Annotated in this window: 13 protein-coding genes; 2 read left to right on the top strand and 11 right to left on the bottom strand. The window is 59.9% G+C overall.

Going from position 1 to position 16,870, the window contains the following annotated elements:
* Positions 1-249 precede the first annotated feature (249 nt).
* Together OIS53_RS11210 and OIS53_RS11205 are read right to left on the bottom strand one after the other, a co-directional pair.
* Positions 250-1,473 (bottom strand): pyridoxal phosphate-dependent aminotransferase, encoded by a 1,224-nt coding sequence (locus OIS53_RS11210; RefSeq protein ID WP_264678661.1) that lies wholly within the window; start codon positions 1,471-1,473, stop codon positions 250-252.
* Positions 1,474-1,634: 161 nt separating this feature from the next.
* Positions 1,635-2,339, bottom strand: coding sequence for a hypothetical protein (locus tag OIS53_RS11205; RefSeq protein WP_264678660.1), 705 nt, complete (start codon positions 2,337-2,339; stop codon positions 1,635-1,637).
* A 141-nt stretch (positions 2,340-2,480) separates the two neighbouring features.
* On the opposite strand from OIS53_RS11205, the gene OIS53_RS11200 reads away from it, so the two are divergent.
* Positions 2,481-3,026 (top strand): DinB family protein, encoded by a 546-nt coding sequence (locus tag OIS53_RS11200; protein ID WP_264678659.1) that lies wholly within the window; start codon positions 2,481-2,483, stop codon positions 3,024-3,026.
* Between the two features lie 174 nt (positions 3,027-3,200).
* The gene (locus OIS53_RS11195; RefSeq protein WP_264678658.1) at positions 3,201-4,064 is read left to right on the top strand and encodes an SDR family oxidoreductase; all 864 of its coding nucleotides are present in this window, start codon (positions 3,201-3,203) and stop codon (positions 4,062-4,064) included.
* Positions 4,065-4,262: 198 nt separating this feature from the next.
* Here the strand turns inward: OIS53_RS11195 and OIS53_RS11190 are convergent, their stop codons facing one another.
* The 9 genes from OIS53_RS11190 to dnaX all read right to left on the bottom strand — a co-directional run bounded on the left by OIS53_RS11190 (position 4,263) and on the right by dnaX (position 16,854).
* Positions 4,263-5,006 (bottom strand): M12 family metallopeptidase, encoded by a 744-nt coding sequence (locus OIS53_RS11190; RefSeq protein ID WP_264678657.1) that lies wholly within the window; start codon positions 5,004-5,006, stop codon positions 4,263-4,265.
* Positions 5,007-5,345: 339 nt separating this feature from the next.
* Positions 5,346-5,672, bottom strand: a complete 327-nt coding sequence (locus OIS53_RS11185; protein ID WP_264678656.1) for a CHAP domain-containing protein — start codon at positions 5,670-5,672, stop codon at positions 5,346-5,348.
* 224 nt (positions 5,673-5,896) lie between these two features.
* Entirely contained in the window at positions 5,897-6,520 is a 624-nt protein-coding gene (locus OIS53_RS11180) for a hypothetical protein (protein ID WP_264678655.1), read from the bottom strand.
* Positions 6,521-7,210: 690 nt separating this feature from the next.
* Positions 7,211-7,429 (bottom strand): hypothetical protein, encoded by a 219-nt coding sequence (locus OIS53_RS11175; protein ID WP_264678654.1) that lies wholly within the window; start codon positions 7,427-7,429, stop codon positions 7,211-7,213.
* Positions 7,430-7,439: 10 nt separating this feature from the next.
* Positions 7,440-7,733, bottom strand: a complete 294-nt coding sequence (locus OIS53_RS11170) for a type II toxin-antitoxin system HigB family toxin (RefSeq protein WP_264678653.1) — start codon at positions 7,731-7,733, stop codon at positions 7,440-7,442.
* A gap of 169 nt (positions 7,734-7,902) precedes the next feature.
* Positions 7,903-9,168, bottom strand: a complete 1,266-nt coding sequence (gene icd, locus OIS53_RS11165) for an NADP-dependent isocitrate dehydrogenase (protein WP_264678652.1) — start codon at positions 9,166-9,168, stop codon at positions 7,903-7,905.
* Between the two features lie 209 nt (positions 9,169-9,377).
* Positions 9,378-12,356, bottom strand: a complete 2,979-nt coding sequence (locus OIS53_RS11160) for a M16 family metallopeptidase (RefSeq protein ID WP_264678651.1) — start codon at positions 12,354-12,356, stop codon at positions 9,378-9,380.
* Positions 12,357-12,820: 464 nt separating this feature from the next.
* Positions 12,821-14,401, bottom strand: coding sequence for a hypothetical protein (locus tag OIS53_RS11155; RefSeq protein ID WP_264678650.1), 1,581 nt, complete (start codon positions 14,399-14,401; stop codon positions 12,821-12,823).
* Between the two features lie 278 nt (positions 14,402-14,679).
* Complete coding sequence (gene dnaX, locus OIS53_RS11150; protein ID WP_264678649.1) at positions 14,680-16,854, bottom strand: DNA polymerase III subunit gamma/tau; 2,175 nt, start codon at positions 16,852-16,854, stop codon at positions 14,680-14,682.
* Positions 16,855-16,870 lie beyond the last annotated feature (16 nt).

The following is a 16,870-nucleotide window of genomic DNA, read 5'->3' as shown; positions in this document are numbered from 1 at the left end:
TTAACGGATAAAACAGATTCTAACAGATGACGCAGAAGCAAAAGCAGATGCCAGCATTCGTTTGACCAAAGTTGTTCAGGAAGTTGATAGACCGTCATGCTGAGCCTGTCGAAGCATCTCTACCGCTTCGTCTGTGTTCGTTCAACGAAGCCGTAGAGATGCTTCGACAGGCTCAGCATGACGGTCCGATATGTTTTAGACGACTTCCTAAACAGCCTCTTCGTTTGACCGTTAAAAATCCACTCCGTTTCATCCGTTGAGAATCCGTTCCATCTGTGGTCTTTTGCGGCCGGGGTACACGTGCAGGGCGGCGGCCAGGCAGTTGATGGCTTGTTCCAAATCATGCTGGTTGATGACGTAGGCCAGGCGCACCTGCTGGCGGCCCAGGCCGGGTGTGGCATAGAAGCCCGCGGCCGGCGACACCATCACCGTTTGGCCCTGATACTCGAAGTCTTCCAGCAGCCACTGCGCAAACCGCTCGGCATCGTCGATGGGCAAGTGAGCCATGACGTAGAAGGCCCCGCCCGGCACGGGGCACCGCACGCCGGGCAGCTCACGCAGGCGGTTCACCAGTAAGTCGCGGCGGGCCTGGTACTCGGCTTTGGTGTGCTGAAAATAGTCGGCGGGCAGATCGGCGGCAGCTTCGCCCAGCAGCTGGGCCAGGCCAGGCGGACTAATGCGCATTTGCGCAAACCGGAAGGCAGCGCCCAGCACAGCTTTGTTTTTGGTGACGAAGGCGCCGAGGCGGGCTCCGCAGGCGCTGTAGCGCTTCGAAATGGTGTCCAGAATGACCACGTGCTCCTCGGCGCCGGGCAGGTGCAGGGCACTCACGTAGGCACCGTCGTAGCAGAACTCCCGGTAGGCTTCGTCGGAAAGCAGGTAGAGGTGGTGGCGCTGGCACAGGCCCAGCAGCTGCTCCAGCTCGGCGCGGCTGTACACGTGGCCCGTGGGGTTGTTGGGGTTGCAGAGCAAAATGGCGCGGGTGCGCGGCGTGATGCGCTGCTCAAACGCGGCCACCGGCGGCAAGGCAAACCCCTCTTCCAGGGTGGAAGTAACGGGCACGATGCGCACGTCGGCGGCCACGGCGAAGGCGGTGTAAGCCCCGTAGAACGGCTCCGGTACAATCAGCTCGTCGCCGGGGTTGAGGCAACTCAGCAGGGCAAACAGAATGGCCTCGCTGCCTCCGGTAGTTACCAGAATGTCCTCGGCTTCGACTCCGATACCGGCTTGCCGGTAGTAGCGGGCCAGCTTCTGGCGGTAGCTGGCGTGGCCGGCGGCATGGCTGTACTCCAGCACCCGCAGGTCGGCCTGCTGCACAGCGGCCAGCATGGCGGGCGGCGTTTCCATGTCGGGCTGCCCAATGTTGAGGTGATGAACGTGCACGCCGCGCTGCTTGGCGGCGTCGGCGAAGGGAGTGAGCTTGCGGTAGGGAGAAAGCGGCATAGCCGCTCCGCGCTGAGAAACGTGCAACATGGCTTTAAAGATAAGCCCTGTACTGCGAAGAAAGACGTAGCCAAGCTTCGCAGTACTACGAAATTGTTATAGAAAGTCAACTAGACGTCACGCTGAGTGGAGTCGGAGGCGAAGTCGAAGCAGGACGTCTAGGTGACTTACCAGCACTTCCTGAACAGCTTTTACACCACCGGCTCGCGGGCAGGGTCGCGCACGATGAGCGTGAGGGTGGTTTGCACGTGGTCATTCATCTTCACGATGGGCGTTTTGCCCAGGTTATCGAAGTCGCCGTTGATGTCGGTGAAGGTGACGACTTGCGTAAACAGGGGTTTGTCTTCCACGTCTTGCAGCAGATTGCCCACCACGGCGGCCAAGCGGAGCAGGGTTTCGGCGGTTTGGGCCGGGGCGCCGGCAATAGCGCCTACCACCTGGCCCACCAGCGTGCGGTAGTCGTCGGAGCTTTGGGCCTTGGTCAGCACTTCGGCCGTGTCGCGCAGGCGCTTTTTGCTTTTCAGCACCGACAGCAGCACGTGAATCTGGCCGGGCACGCGGGCGTCGGGGGCCGCCTCGTCGCGCTTCCAGTAGTAAGCCGTTTTGTCGACGGGCAGGTCCTCGTTGTCGTCGATGCGGGCAAAGCCGGACAGGGTAATCGTCTGGGGCTCGGGCCGCACGTTGTCGAACACCACCAGCAGCAGGTACACATCGGCGAAGCCCGGAAACGGCCACACCTGCGGCGTGCGGTTGTTTTTGACGAGCACCCGCGACAGGCGCACTTCCAGTCCGGTTACCGTCTTGGAATCGGGAATACCGGAGCGCCGCAGCCGGGCATTGGTATCGGGCAGCGAAATAGTGTCAATAACGGCGTCGGTTAGTAAGTCAAGAGCCATAGCGGTAGGAAGAAGGATGGAGAAAAGGCGGTGAAGAAGACAGAGAGGAAGTTACCGATTTTAGCTAAAAAGCCCGTCCGCAACCCCAGCCGCCACCCCCGGCGTACGCCTTCTCACTTCTCACTTCTCACTTCTCACCACATGACATCCCAGCCCGAAGTATGGCTGCGCGGCCCGCTGCCCGATGTGCCGCCCCTGCTCCAGCCCGTAGCTCACGCCCTGCTTCAGGCCCGCGAGGAGCTGCCCGCCGCCCTGGCAGGCTTCCCCGACGAATTGCTCACTGCCCGGCCGGCTGGGGTGGCGTCGGTGGGGTTTCACCTGCGCCACCTCACCGGCGTGCTCGACCGAATGCAGACCTACGCCCGCCACCAACCTCTCACGGCCGCCCAGCTTGCCTACCTGGCCGCCGAAAACGACGTGCCCACCACGCCCGGCACCACGGCCGCCCTGGTTCAGGCCTTCCACGAGCAGGTAGAGCTGATGCTAGCTTTCCTGCGCGCCACGCCCGAAGCGGTGCTGCCGGAGTTTCGGCCGGTGGGGCGGGCCGGGTTGCCCAGCACCGTCATGGGCCTGCTGGTGCACGCCGCCGAGCACACCACCCGCCACCTGGGCCAGCTGCTCGTCACGGCCCGCGTGGTGCAGGATAGTATCATTCTGAGCGGGACAAGGAATCTGAATCACAGATGACGCGGATGTTGAGCTGATTTCACCGATTGGCTGAAGTCCGCTTCTGCGTCATCTATTTACCATCTGCTTACTCCGTGATTCTGATTTCTCTCTTCAGTCGGAATGACAGGTAACTCCTCAATAACCTGCACCAGCCGCAGCCGTTGGAAAGAGCATCTGCTAACCACTATCATCATGGAAAACAAACCCACGTCTCAACCTCCCCAACACCAGGACCAGCAACCGGGCATCGAACAGGAAATGACGCCCCGGCCCGAGTACATCCGGCAAGGCTACAAGGGCGGCGACAAGCTGCTGGGCAAAGTAGCCCTCATCACCGGCGGCGACTCCGGCATTGGTCGGTCGGTGGCCGTGCATTTTGCCCGCGAAGGGGCCGATGTGGCCTTCACGTATCTGCCCGAGGAGGAACAAGATGCTTATGAAACCCGCCAGCTGGTGGAGCAGGAAGGCCGCCGCTGCCTCACGCTGGCCGGCGACCTGCGCGACCCGCAGTTCTGCCAGTCCATCGTCGACCAGACCGTGCAGGAGCTGGGCCGGCTCAACATCCTCGTCAATAACGCCGCCGAGCAGTTTCCCAGCCAGGACTTGCAGGAGGTGGACGACGAGCAGTGGCTCGACACGTTCCAGGTGAACTTCTTTTCCTTTGTGCGCGTGACGCGGGCGGCCTTGCAGCACTTGCAGGAGGGCGACTCCATCATCAACACTTCCTCCATCAACGCCTACCGCGGCAACCAGCAGCTCGTCGATTACACGTCCACCAAGGGTGCCATCACGGCTTTCACCCGCTCCATGGCCCAGCAGCTAGCCGAAAAGAAGATTCGCGTCAACGCCGTGGCGCCGGGCCCCATCTGGACGCCCCTCATCCCGGCCAGCTTTCCCGCCGAAAAGGTAGCCGAGTTCGGCAAAGACACCACCATGAAGCGGGCCGGCCAGCCTTCCGAAGTAGGCCCCTGCTACGTATTCCTGGCCTCCGAAGACGCCTCCTACATCACTGGCCAGGCCCTGCACCCCAACGGCGGCGAGATTCTCAATACATAACTTTTAGAAGTGAGAGGTTAGACCTGAGAAGTGAGACTTCGTGTTGATAACCTCTCTACAATAAAAAAGGACGCTCCAATGAGCGTCCTTTTTTATTCCTGAGAGTAGGAGAAGAGTCAGAGAATATGGTAATGACTTACTGCCTGCTACAGGTAGAACATAGTCTCACTTCTCATGTCTCACCATCTCATGTCTAAGCTAGTACATGATGTCGATGCCGCTCTTGTCGCCGGCGGAGAGGCCGCTGCGCTGGATGTTGAACGTGGAGCCGTCCTTCTTGGTGATGGTGGGCTGGCCGTTCGAGGAGAAGGAGTACGAGCCGTACATCATGATGGAGCCGAAGTCAAGAGCACCAAAGTCGGAGCCGCTATAGCCCAGGGCGCTATACTTGGCGAAGTTGTTTTCGTAGCCCGACTGGATGTTCTGGGTCAGGATGTTTACGAAGGTATCCCGGTCGTTGCGGGTTTGCTCGTGGAACAAACCCAGGGCGTGGCCGATTTCGTGGATGGTGTTGCCGGTCGAGCAGCCCGAAGCCAGGTTAATGTACTGCCGGCTGCCCGTCATGCCAATGTTGGAGGAGCAGCCCGAGCCCACGCGGAAGGTCACGAAGTTAGACTGCGTGGTGCGGCGCACGAAGCGAATAGACGTGTTGGCCTCCCAGTGCGCAATGGCGTCGGTTACGCGGTTCTGGCTGGGCAGGTTGGAGTCGATGGTGTAATAGACGATGCCGGAGGGCCACTTGCCCGTGGTACGGCCGGCGCTTTCGGTTTGGGCCTTGCCGGTAGCCAGCTGCTCGTCGGTGAGCAGGATGTCGCCCTCATACACATTGTCGCCGTTGATTTTGCGGTACTCGATGGGCTGGCCGCTGAAGTGACCGGTTTGGCGCTGGCCCGTCTGGTTAGGATAGGCTTCTTCTACCTTAGCATCCTGAGCAGTAGCCACATGCGCTGGTGCTGACTCCTGCTCTTTGCTGCAGCTAGCCAGTAACGAAATAATACCAAGACCAGCGCAAAAGGTGCTCAGGAAAATGCTGTGTTTTTTCATGGTAAACATGGGGTTTGGTTGTGGAAATGATAAAAACAGGGTTCAATACTAGGTATTATTTCAACAAAAGAGGATAAAAGCCTGAATTTTGTACATATAATTTTATATATAGACTACTAGGAAAAGCAAAAACGAATACTGAACAATAAAAAAAGCAGGACCCCACAAGGAGGTCCTGCCAAGCACATTACATGGCTCGTTGGCCAATCAGCTAGGTGCTCTGCTGGGGTGACTTGGCTAGTAGAAGTAGCCGTAAATTTCTTTGCTGTTATACGCCATTTTGCGGTCGGTGCGGCACATTTTGCCACCGTAGTTAGCCTCAGCCAAGTATACCGTGTCACCCTGAATCTTATAGACCACAGCCACGTGCCCGTCGCTAGGCACTACGGAGTTGTGCATGACGGCTACGCTGCCCACCCGTGGCCGGGGGCGCGACTCGTCGATGATGTTCTTTTTGTTTTCGAGGGAGAACAGGCCGGGCGGAAGCGTGGGATTCACGCGCAGGGCGGCCCGTACGGCGCGGGCGTGCTTCACGCAGTTGGTAGGGAAGGTGCAAGCGAACATAGTGGAAGGAGGTAAGAAGATGGAAAAGAAAAATTACTGTCAGTACACAAGCTACTCTACAGGAGGCAAGCCGCTCATCCAAAACCCTGGTTTCGTACGCGCCCAACCAGCCGTACTAGCCCGGAAACGCTGAATTCGTTGGTGCCTGGCGGCCTGTAGGTGAGTGCGCCTGCGCGTGGAGGAGGAAAGGGCTCCGGAGGCGAAGAGCCAGCGCGCTAACTGGCTTACTTGGTGAGCTTGGCCGACTTCTTCACGGCTTCATACAGCTCCTTGGCGCGTCTTTCGGGGTAATCGGAGCCCTTGGCATTGCTCATGCCATCCATCGTGCGGTCTTCAGCCAGCTGGTAGATGGCGCCATCCTTGCCCTCCAGGTAGTACACAAAGTGGCTTTCGGGCTCGTAGGTGGTGCCGTTTTGCTCCGGCTTCATCCGGCGCGTGTACACAAAGCCGTGGGGCTCGTCGACGACCTTGCGGGCGTCCTGGTACATGTCGTTTTTGATGTAATAGTCTTCGTCGGTAGCCATGGCTTCCTTCACCGACGAAACAGCCGGGAAGGAGGCCGTGAGTAGGCTCTTGTCGCTTAGCTGAATGTCTATCCCGCCGTTGCCGTTCTTCTCCATCTTCACCCCGGCCGGCAGGTTCAGCGTGATGGGCAGTTCGGGCACTAGCTTGCTTAAATCAGTAGGCTGCCAGGTGCTTACGTCCAGCGGGGCAGTACCCGCAGCCGGGGCAGCCGCCTCACTCCCACTAGCCGGGGCGGCAGCATTCGTAGTAGCAGAATCGGGCGAGCTGCATGCCAGCAGTGTGCTGGCCAGAGCAGCGGAATACAGTAGATGCAGTTTGTTCATACACGTATGTGGTTGGATGGTAGAATTGCTGTGCGGGCAGTGCTCTGCCCCCTGCTGGGTTGCTGAGACCAAAGAGAAATAACCCGCCCGCAACTACCAATTTCACTACCATTACAAACGGTGTACAAAGCAATAACTAACTGTTATACAATATTTTAAACAAAAAATGCTGGATTTCGGAAGGCGCTGAACCCACGCTAGCTGTAACCGATAGTAAACCCACAGAGGCACAGGCTGGTGGCACCTCCCGTACCTGCCTGCATCAGCCCTGCTGCCAATACGCCCTACACTCCACAGCCACCGAAGCGCAGGTAACGGCAGGAGAGGAGTCGGATACGTATGCGCCTGCCTCAGGCAAGGTTGCTTGTCTTCGCGCTATCCGCACGGTTGTCACCCCACCAACGTGTCGTCTGTGAAAAAGCGAAGCCCCAGCTGGTGACACAGCCGGGGCTTTAGGAAGTGGGTGGATTGCGCACCCTATATCCAAGCAGATAGTGGGTAAACGCGCGAAAAAGAAACCAATCTGGTTTGCAAAGCGAATTGGCTTCACACTTCTCTGGAATTGTGTAAAGCAGCCCTAGGAGGAGCAGTTTGGACGGCGGTCTGGGTTTCGACCATGGCCATCGTTCGTCCGATAGACCGGCTGTCTGTCAGCGCGTTGCAAATATAGGAAGCTGGAGAAACGGTTTCCTATGATGCCGAGGCGGCATCGAATTCTCCAGCACGTTTGGTGCGCTGCTCATAATAGAAGATAAGCGCCGTAAGCACCTCAAATTCATCACGCACTTCCTGTGAGGAAGAGCTATACGCCTGGCTGGCTATCAATTCATCAAGGCGTTGATGAGCCTGGGCCAACTCTTCATCGGAGCGAATGGGAGAGACAGTGGTGATAGTCTGGAGGCTAAGCATAAGAAAAAGGTTAAACAGTTGAAACGTCAAGCTGGTCATAGGCGCTGTGCGTGCCAATAAACCGAATGAACACCGTGCGAATGCCGTAGATTACAAGAACCACTAAACGATACTTGTTGCCACCAATATTAAACACCACCCGATCATTTGCGACCAGTGACGCTGATGGATAAACAGCTTTCAACTCATTTGGTGTTCCCCAATCGGCTTGCTCAACCGTCTTTATCCATTGGCTCAAGCTGGGTCGGGCATCCGGGTGTAACTGTATAAACTCACGCAAGGGCTGAAGCTTAATAATGACCATGTAGAAAAAGGTACAAGGTTTTAGTTCACGGAAAATAGATGTTTAAGAATACGTGACCGTACTTGAATACAAAAGTTTACCCATAAGGGCGGCGCTTTCATAAGCACTAAACCCCGCGCCAGCCGAAGCCAACGCGGGGTTTAGTGTTACTTGGCCTAACGCCAAACTACTACATATTCTTCACAATCTCCTCGCCGAATTCGCTGCATTTGAGCAGGGTGGCGCCTTCCATCAGGCGCTCGAAGTCGTAGGTGACGCGCTTGTTGCTGATGGCGGCTTCGAGGCCTTTGTAGATGAGGTCGGCGGCTTCCTGCCAGCCCAGGTGCTCCAGCATGAGGGCGCCGGAGAGAATAACCGAGCCGGGGTTTACCTTGTCCTGGCCGGCGTACTTGGGTGCGGTGCCGTGGGTGGCCTCAAAGATGGCGTGGCCGGTGAGGTAGTTGATGTTGGCGCCCGGCGCAATGCCGATGCCGCCCACGATGGCGGCCAGGGCGTCGGAGATGTAGTCGCCGTTCAGGTTCAGGGTTGCAATAACGGAGTAGTCGGCGGGGCGGAGCAGAATCTGCTGCAAGAAGGCATCGGCAATGCTGTCCTTGATGATGATCTTGCCGGCTTCCTGGGCGGCTTTCTGGTGGGCGTCAGCTACTTCCTGGCCCTGCTTGGCGGCCACCCGGTCGTACTGAGCCCAGGTGTACACCTTGTCGCCGAATTCCTTTTCGGCCAGCTCGTAGCCCCAGGTTTTGAATGCGCCTTCCGTGAACTTCATGATGTTGCCCTTGTGCACGATGGTCACCGAGGGCTTCTTGTGGCTAATGGCGTACTCGATGGCGGCGCGCACCAGTCGCTCGGTGCCCTCTTTCGACACCGGCTTGATACCGAAGGAAGAGCTTTCGGGGAAGCGAATTTTCTTCACGCCCATCTCGTCCTGCAGGAATTCCAGCATTTTCTGGGCCTGGGGCGTGCCGTTCATGTATTCGATGCCGGCGTAGATATCCTCGGTGTTTTCGCGGAAGATAACCATGTCGGTCAGTTCGGGGTGCTTCACGGGCGAGGGCACGCCATCAAACCAGCGCACGGGGCGCACGCAGGCGTAGAGGTCCAGCTCCTGGCGCAGGGCCACGTTGAGGGAGCGAATGCCGCCGCCCACGGGCGTCGTGAGGGGGCCTTTGATGCCCACCAGGTAGTCGCGGAAGGCGTCGAGGGTTTCGTTGGGCAGCCAGTTGCCGGTTTGCTTGAACGATTTTTCGCCGGCCATCACCTCTTTCCACACGAGCTTGCGCGAGCCGCCGTAGGCTTTTGCCACTGCCGCATCAAACACTTTCACGGAAGCCGCCCAGATATCCGGCCCCGTGCCGTCGCCTTCGATGAACGGGATGGTGGGTTGGTCGGGCACATTCAGCTTGCCGTTTTTAATGGTGATTTTCTGTTCTGCCATTGTTGAAAAGGTACTTTGGAATTGTAGGTTGTTCTGGTGAGGACCTCACTCCCTAGCCGTAGTGGCCTCACCCCAACCCCTCTCCGAAAAAGGAGAGGGGCTCTAGTTCTAATTGTTAGCTTATTTCTTAGCTTAATTTTTTAGAGCTAGTTCCCCTTCTCCATCGGAGAGGGGGCTAGGGGGTGAGGCCACGGGGGCCGGGGGTGAGGTTAATAGCCGAAAATCTCTTTCAGTGTGAGTTGCTGGACCTGGCCGTATTTGGCCAGCTCCTTAAAGTTGAGGCGGTCTTTGGAGCCGATGACGAGGATGGTTTGGGGCTGACCTTTGACGCGGGCCTGCTGAAACTTGCGCAAGTCGTCGAAGCTCATGTTCTGGGTTTGCTCGTACACGTCGCGGCGCAGGTCGTAGTCGAGGCCGAGGCGCTTGGCGCGCTCGTAGCTGAAGAGAATGTCGGACTTGGTGATGCGCTCCGTGGCAATGCTGTTGCGGATGCTCTGCTTGGCAATCTGGAGGTTGGCTTCGGCCACGGGCATGTCGTTGAGCAGGGTGCTCATGCCGGCCATGGCCTCGGGCAGCTTGTCGCTCTGGGTGCCGATGTAGGAGAGGTTGTAGGAGCTACGGCCGAGCTTGTCGGCATTGGCGAAGCGCGAGGACGCGGAGTAGGCCAGGGCCTTGGACTCGCGCAGCTCCTGAAACACGATGCTGCCCATACTACCCCCGAAGTATTCGTTGTAGAGGCTGGCGGTAGGCACCAGGGCTTTGTCGTAGACGGGGCCTTTGCTCAGGAACAGGATTTCGGCCTGCACCATGTTGTAGTCCACCCAGTACACCTTCCGGTCCGTCATGGGCAGCTCGGCAAACTCCTTCACTGGTGGTGTAGGGGTGAGCTTGGCCGGCGTGCGGTGGTTGGTGGTGAGCGTACTGACAAGGCCATCAGCTTTGCGCGGGCCGTAGTACAGCACCCGGTGCTGGTAGGTCGGCAGCTTCTGGATAAGGGCCGTCAGCTGCTCGGGTTTCAGGGCGCGTAGCTCCTTCTCGTTCAGCTGGGTAGTGAAAGGGTTTTTGGCGCCGTGCTTGGCGTAGTTCACTAAAGCCTGGCTCAGAATAACGCTCTTATTGAGCTTGGCATCCTGGCGGGCTTTCAGCACCCCAGCCACCATGTTCTTGAGGGCGGCGGCATCGGGCTTGGGGGCGTGGAGCAGGCTCTCAAACAGTTGGAGGGCCGCCTCGAAGTTGCTGTCGAGGCCGGAGAGGCTGACGAAGGTGCGGTCCTGCCCGCTCTGCACTGAGAAGGAGCAGCCCAGCTTGTAGAACTCCTGCTGAAGCTGGGCGGCAGTGTACTTGTCGGTGCCCAGGTACTGGAGGTAGTCGGTGGCCAGGCCCAGCCTGGGGTCGTTGTTGGTGCCCAGGTCGAGCACATAGTAGAGGCTGAACAGGTTGTTTTCCCCGTTGCGGGTATAGTACACCGGCACGCCCGAGGTCAGCTTCACCTCCTGAATATCCTTCTTGTAGTCTACGAACACCGGCTGCAATTCCGGCGTGGGCATACTGGTAACTTCCTTGTAGAAGCCCGACGCGGCCTCCCGGTTCACGGGCACGGGAGTAATGGCGGGTTTCACCACCTTCACCGAGTTGGGGTCTTTGCCGGTGCGCTTGTACACCAGGGCGTAGCCGGGGCCGTAGTACTGCCGGGCCACGCGCATCACCTCTTCCTTGGTGACGGTCGAGAAGTCGTCAATCTGCTTGAGGTAGTCTTTCCAAGACTGGCGGGCCACGAAAGCCGCTACGAAGGCACCGGCGCGGGCCTCGTTGCTTTCGTAGCTGCGGGTGCGCTGGAGCTGCTCGTTGTTGATGATGGCCGGAATCAGCCACTCCGGGAAGTCGCCCTGCTTTACCTTGTTGAGCTGGGCCAGGAGCAGGTCGCGCACTTCTTCCAGCTTCTGGCCCTGGCGCGGGGTGGCGTAGAGGATGTGGCTGGAATAGTCGTTGTTAAGATCCGTGAACGTGGCGGCCTGCAACACCTTCTGCTGCTGGTTTAGGTTGAGGTCTACGAGGCCGGCCTGCCCGTTGGTCAGAATCTTGTCAATCATGCGCAGCACCAGGGCCTCGCGCGTAGCGGTGCCGGGGAAGCGGAAGCCCAGCATCACGTTTTCGGCATCGGGCCCGAGGATTTCCGTTTTCACGGGTGCCGTGAGCGGGGCCTCCTGGGCGGGCGCGTAGGCCGGCACCGGCTTGGTGGGTAATTGCCCGAAGTACCGGTCAATCAGCCGGATGGTCTGGTCGTAGTCCAGGTCGCCGCTCAGGCACAGGGCTACGTTGTTGGGTACGTAGTACTGCCCAAAGTATTTCTTGATTTCGGTGATGGACGGGTTTTGCAGGTGTTCAATCGTCCCGATGGTAGTCTGGGTGCCGTACTCGTGCCTGGGGTAGAGGCTGCGGTTTAGGGCTTGAAACTCCTTGCTGAAGTCGTTGTCGAGGGTGCGGTTCTTCTCCTCGTACACGGCTTCCAGCTCGGTGTGGAACAGGCGGGGCACCATCTCGCCCAGGCGCTCAGCCTGCACGGCAGCCCACTTTTCCAGCTGGTTACTCGGAATATCTTCCTGGTACACCGTCTGCTCCACCGAGGTGTAGGCGTTGGAGCCCTTGGAGCCGATGGCGCCCATTACCTTGTCGTACTCGTTGGCCACGGCGTACTTGGCCGCCACGCTCGAAATCGAGTCAATCTGGTGGTAGGTGCGCTTGCGGGCAGCCGGGTCGTTGCGCTGGCTGCGGTACTGCTCGTACAGGGCCTCAATCTTGTCCAGCTCGGCTTTTTCGGCCGCCCAGTTCTGCGTACCCAGCCGGGAAGTGCCCTTGAACACCATGTGCTCCAGGTAGTGGGCCAGGCCGGTAGCGTCGTGGGGGTCGTTTTTGGAGCCGGCCCGCACGGCCAGGTAAGTCTGAATGCGAGGCGCGTCTTTATAGTCGGACAAGTAAACGGTCAGGCCGTTGGCGAGGGTGTAGATGCGGGCCTTGAGCGGGTCGCCCTCCACGGTCTGGTAGCGGTATTCTTTCTGCGGGGCCGGGGCGGTAGTAGCGGCAGCCGGGGCCGGAGGGGCAGTTGCCGAGGCAGCCGGCTTACCGGTCTGGCATTGGGTTAGACCCAGTGTGGCCAGGGCCGGAATCAAAAGCAGAAAGGGTTTTTTCACAGGATGTTTGGCGCGGATAGCAGAGCAGGGAAGGAAAAAGAGCGCAATAAGGAGTCAAAGATAGGCGGCCCCCCTGGGAATAAAAAGCTCCGCCGCGCCCACTCCGCCGCGAAGTGCGAAAAAATGCGTATGAGAATCGCAGATTGTGCAGATGGGTTGGATTGCGCCGATTCACCCTGCCGCCGCGGCTCAGCAAGACCGGGGGCCCTGAAACGTGCCTGTTTTGCAGTTGCTTTGTTACCAGCAAAAAAGACCCAGCCAATTTCTACCGCAGCCTAGGGTCAGTGGACAGTTGTCTAAAAACAGCAAAAAGACCGTCATGCTGAGCGCAGCGCAGTCGAAGCATCTCTCCCGCTTCGTTGAACGATTGAGTTAGTCAGCGGTAGATATGCTTCGGCTGCGCGGGCGCCAGATAAAGCAGGACGGTCTTGCATCAACTGTCCACACACCCTAGCTACGTAGCATCACCAGCGCTTGAACACGGAGAAGATGCGGAGCCCGTTGGCGCGAATGGTATATACCTCTCCTCCCAGGCTCGTACTGTCCGGATACTGTTGCGGACGGCCGTTGTAGTAGTGGTACGCGGTGAGGTAGTAGCGGGCTTCGGCGGGCAGGGTAGTGGGGGTGGGGCGGTAGACGTAGCGGATGCGCGCCCGCTGCTCCGGGGGCAGCACCAGCATATTGTTGTCGATGTAGCCCGGATTGCCCGTCAGCACTACGTGAGGACTGGCATCGTGGGCCAGCACCCATTCCAGCCCCTGCCGGTACGACAGGCCCCAGTAGTCAAGCTCAAACAGCCGCTCGGCCGCACTCGGCGGCAGGAAGCTGAAAAAAACGTGCTGATTGGGGTGGGCCTCAACCATCCGCCCGGCCGTGTAGGCCGCCTCCAGGCCACCCGCAACCAGCAGCAGCCGGGCGGCCAGCGCCCAGGAAGTGGAGTGCCGGTGGGCCCTGGTCCAGAGAAAATGCACCCCCCGGACGGTGAGCATGAGCACAGCCGGGTAGATGAAGTACAGATGCCGCCACCCGTTGTACACCGTCATGTTCAGCCCCACCAGCAGCAGCAACGGCACCAGCAGCCACAGCACCACCAGCACGTCGCAGCGCTGAGCCACCGGGGGCGCCCCCTCGGCCCTGGGGCGCCACAGAGCACGCAGCGTGAGCACCAAGCCCCCCATGGCCGCCAGGGTGTACGCCACCGGGGTAGTAACTAGTATCCAGCCGGGAATGTAGTGCCAGGGCAGACGCTCGGCAGGAATGTGGTACACGTGTCCCCAGTACAATACCACTCCTGCCCAGGGAAAACGGTTAAGACGCTGGGAAGCCGTCAGCAGGTCAGTCCACGACATGGCCCACAGGTACGGCCAGCCGATGTAGGTGCAGGCCAGAGCCGTTGCCACATACAGCAAGCCCACGCGCACTACCCGGCGCCGGGGTGCCTCGCCAGATGGGCGCGTTGCTACTTCCAGGCTCAGCATAACCACGGTAAGCAGCAGCAGCAGCAAGCCCTGCACGCGCAAATCGACGGCCAGGGCCGTGGCCACGCCGTGCCACACGGCCCGCCCCGGAGTAGGCTGGTCCAGCAAGCGCACGAGCGTGTAGATGGCTACCGTGAACAGGGCCATGTAAATACTATCCTTGCTGTTGTAGAAAGCCTCGGCGAAAAACCGGGGAGACAACACAAGCAGTCCGGCCGCCAACAGTCCCCAGCCCCAGTGCCCAAACCGCAGAGCTGCCAGCCGGTACAGAGCCCCCACGCCAAGCACAAAAACCAGAAACGTGAGCAGGTGGCGAAGGTAATAGAAGGCCTGCGAGTCGTGACGCGTAAGCACGTAGCTGAGGGCGGCGGCCGGCAGCTCGAAGGCAACCCCGTGGTCGGCGTCGCGGAAGCGGCGGATATCCGGAATCAGGTGCTGGTTGGGCTGCTGAGCCACTAGGTCCGGCTTCACCAGCTGCGCCAGATACTTGGCGCTGACCAAACCGTTGAGGTGGTTGTTGGGCTCGTCGGCCGAAACCCCATAATCACGGTGCAGCAGAAGCCCCATCAGCAGGAGCAGGCCAAAGAAAGCGCCCGTAACAGTGTATTGAACACGGAACCTTCTGTCCGTGAGCCGCCTAAAAAACTGCATCAACCGAAGATATTACTTGGTATAATCGTTGGGTAACTCATGCGTACTGTAAAGTGAAGCCAGCAGCGGGCCGAGTATTCGCTGCGGGGCACGGTAGTAGGCTGGGAGCGGCTGCACGCTTCCGCCTCCTGGCTCCTTATGCAGCCAGAAGGGTAAAAATCAGCGCAATCCAGCCAATCTGCACAATCCGTGATTTAGAAATCAGCGTCCAGGCCCAGGCGCTGCTTCATGGCCGTGAGCATGGGGTATTTCTCCATCAGGTACTCCAGCTTGTCGGAGGAGGTGTAGAGCTTGCGGCCGGTGTTCTGCTGGGCGGCTACCTCTACCTGCACGTTGAGGCGGGGGTAGCCGGTGCGCTGGCGCAGCTGGGCCAGAAAGTCGGCCCGAAACTCGTTGAACTGGTCTTCCTGCACGGGGTTGTCGACGCGCAGCAGAATCACGTGCTGCTCGTTGGCCTGCACGGGGCGGTTCAGCACGCTGTACTCGCTCATGCTGTGCTGCTTACGCTCCTCCTTCAGCTCGTTCCACACCTGCTGTAGGCGGGCGTCGTCCACGGGTGCCAGGCCGGCAACGGGGGCCGTGGGCTCAGCTTCGGTCACGGCCTTGTCGGCTGCGGCCTGCTGAGCCAGCTGGGCCTTCATTTCCTTGAGGCTGCCCAGGCCGGGCAGCTTGTTGCCCAGGCCCAGCGGCTTGCCCGTGGGCAGGCCGGGGCGGGGCGGGGGCAGCGAGGCGGCCGTTACGGGCAGGTGGCCCGGCTCGTGCCCGGCCACGCTGGGCTTGCCAATCTCCACGTGTGGCACGGTGTCGCGCACGAGCCGGGTAGGCGGTACCTCAGTAGCCGCTTCGTCCTCGATGCTGGGCGTGTCGTGCAGCTCCTCCACGCCGCTGTCCACCGGCACCACCGGCTCGGGGTCGGCGGGGGCGTGGACGGGCTGAGGGTTGACGACTGGTACTTGAGGGCTGGCTGGCGTGCCGTTCAGCGGCGCTTTTCCATTCGGGGCGCCGTACGGAGCGGCCACTTCCGCGGTGCCGTCGGCGACGAGCTGGCCGGTAGAAGCCGGCGAAGCGGGGGCAGGAGGAGTAGCGGCAGGGAGAGCTACGCTACTTTTTTTTTTCGCCTCGCCGTTGGAAGCGGGGGCGGTGCCGGCAGTCAGGTCGCGGGCAAACTGCACGGCGCTGTTCAGGTAGGCCAGCTTCATCAGGGCCAGCTCCACGTGCAGGCGCTGGTTTTTGGCCTGCTTGAACTCCCGGTCGCACAAACTCACCAGGTTCAGCGCCGACAGCACCCAGGGTAGGGGCGCGGCCTGGGCCTGCTGCACGTAGCGGCTCCGGATGCCCTCCGACACTTCCAGCAGCTGCACCGTTACGGGGTCTTTGCACACCAGCAGCCCGCGCAGGTGCTCGGCCGCGCCCACCACAAAGTTGTGCAGGTCGAAGCCGTTCTGCATCACCTCGTCCAGCAGCAGCAGCGTGCCCGACAAGTTCTCCGTCAGCAGGGCATCGACCAGCCGGAAATAGTACTCGTAGTCGAGGATGTGCAGGTTTTGCACCACGTCCTGGTAGCGCAGGTGGTGGCCCGAGAACGTCACCATCTGGTCGAACATGCTCAGGGCGTCGCGCAGGCCGCCGTCGGCTTTTTGGGCCAGCAGGTGCAGGGCGTCGTCTTCGGCCTCGATGTGCTCCTGCTGGGCCACGTGGCGCAGGTGCCCGCGGATGTCCTCGACCCGAATCCGGTTGAAGTCGAAAATCTGGCAGCGCGACAGAATGGTAGGAATAATCTTGTGCCGCTCGGTGGTGGCCAGGATGAAGATGGCGTAGCTTGGCGGCTCTTCCAAGGTCTTCAGAAAGGCATTGAAGGCCGCATTCGAGAGCATGTGCACCTCGTCGATGATGTAGACCTTGAAGCGGCCCTGCTGCGGGGCGTAGCGCACCTGCTCCACCAGGCTGCGGATGTCCTCCACGGAGTTGTTGGAAGCCGCGTCCAGCTCGTGCACGTTGAACGAGGCGCTTTCCTGAAACGCCCGGCACGAGGCGCACTTACCGCACGCCTCTAGCTCAAAGGGCGTGTTGTCGGGGTCCGCAGCCTTCAGCAGGGCGTCGGGCACGATGGCGGGCTGCTGCCGCACCAGCTCCGACACCGGGCGGCCCCGGCGCACGTGCTCCTCGATAAACTCGCAGTTGATGGTTTTGGCCAGAATCCGGGCGCAGGTGGTTTTGCCCACGCCCCGCGGCCCGCAAAACAGAAACGCCTGGGCCAGGTGCTGGGAGGCAATGGCGTTTTGCAGGGTGGTAGTAACGTGCTGCTGCCCCACCACGCTTCTGAACGTGGCCGGGCGGTACTTGCGGGCGGATACAACGAAATTCTCCATACGACTAGCCACAAAG

Source organism: Hymenobacter sp. YIM 151500-1 (assembly GCF_025979885.1).
Classification (GTDB): domain Bacteria; phylum Bacteroidota; class Bacteroidia; order Cytophagales; family Hymenobacteraceae; genus Hymenobacter.
This window is presented reverse-complemented; position numbering and strand designations above follow the sequence as displayed.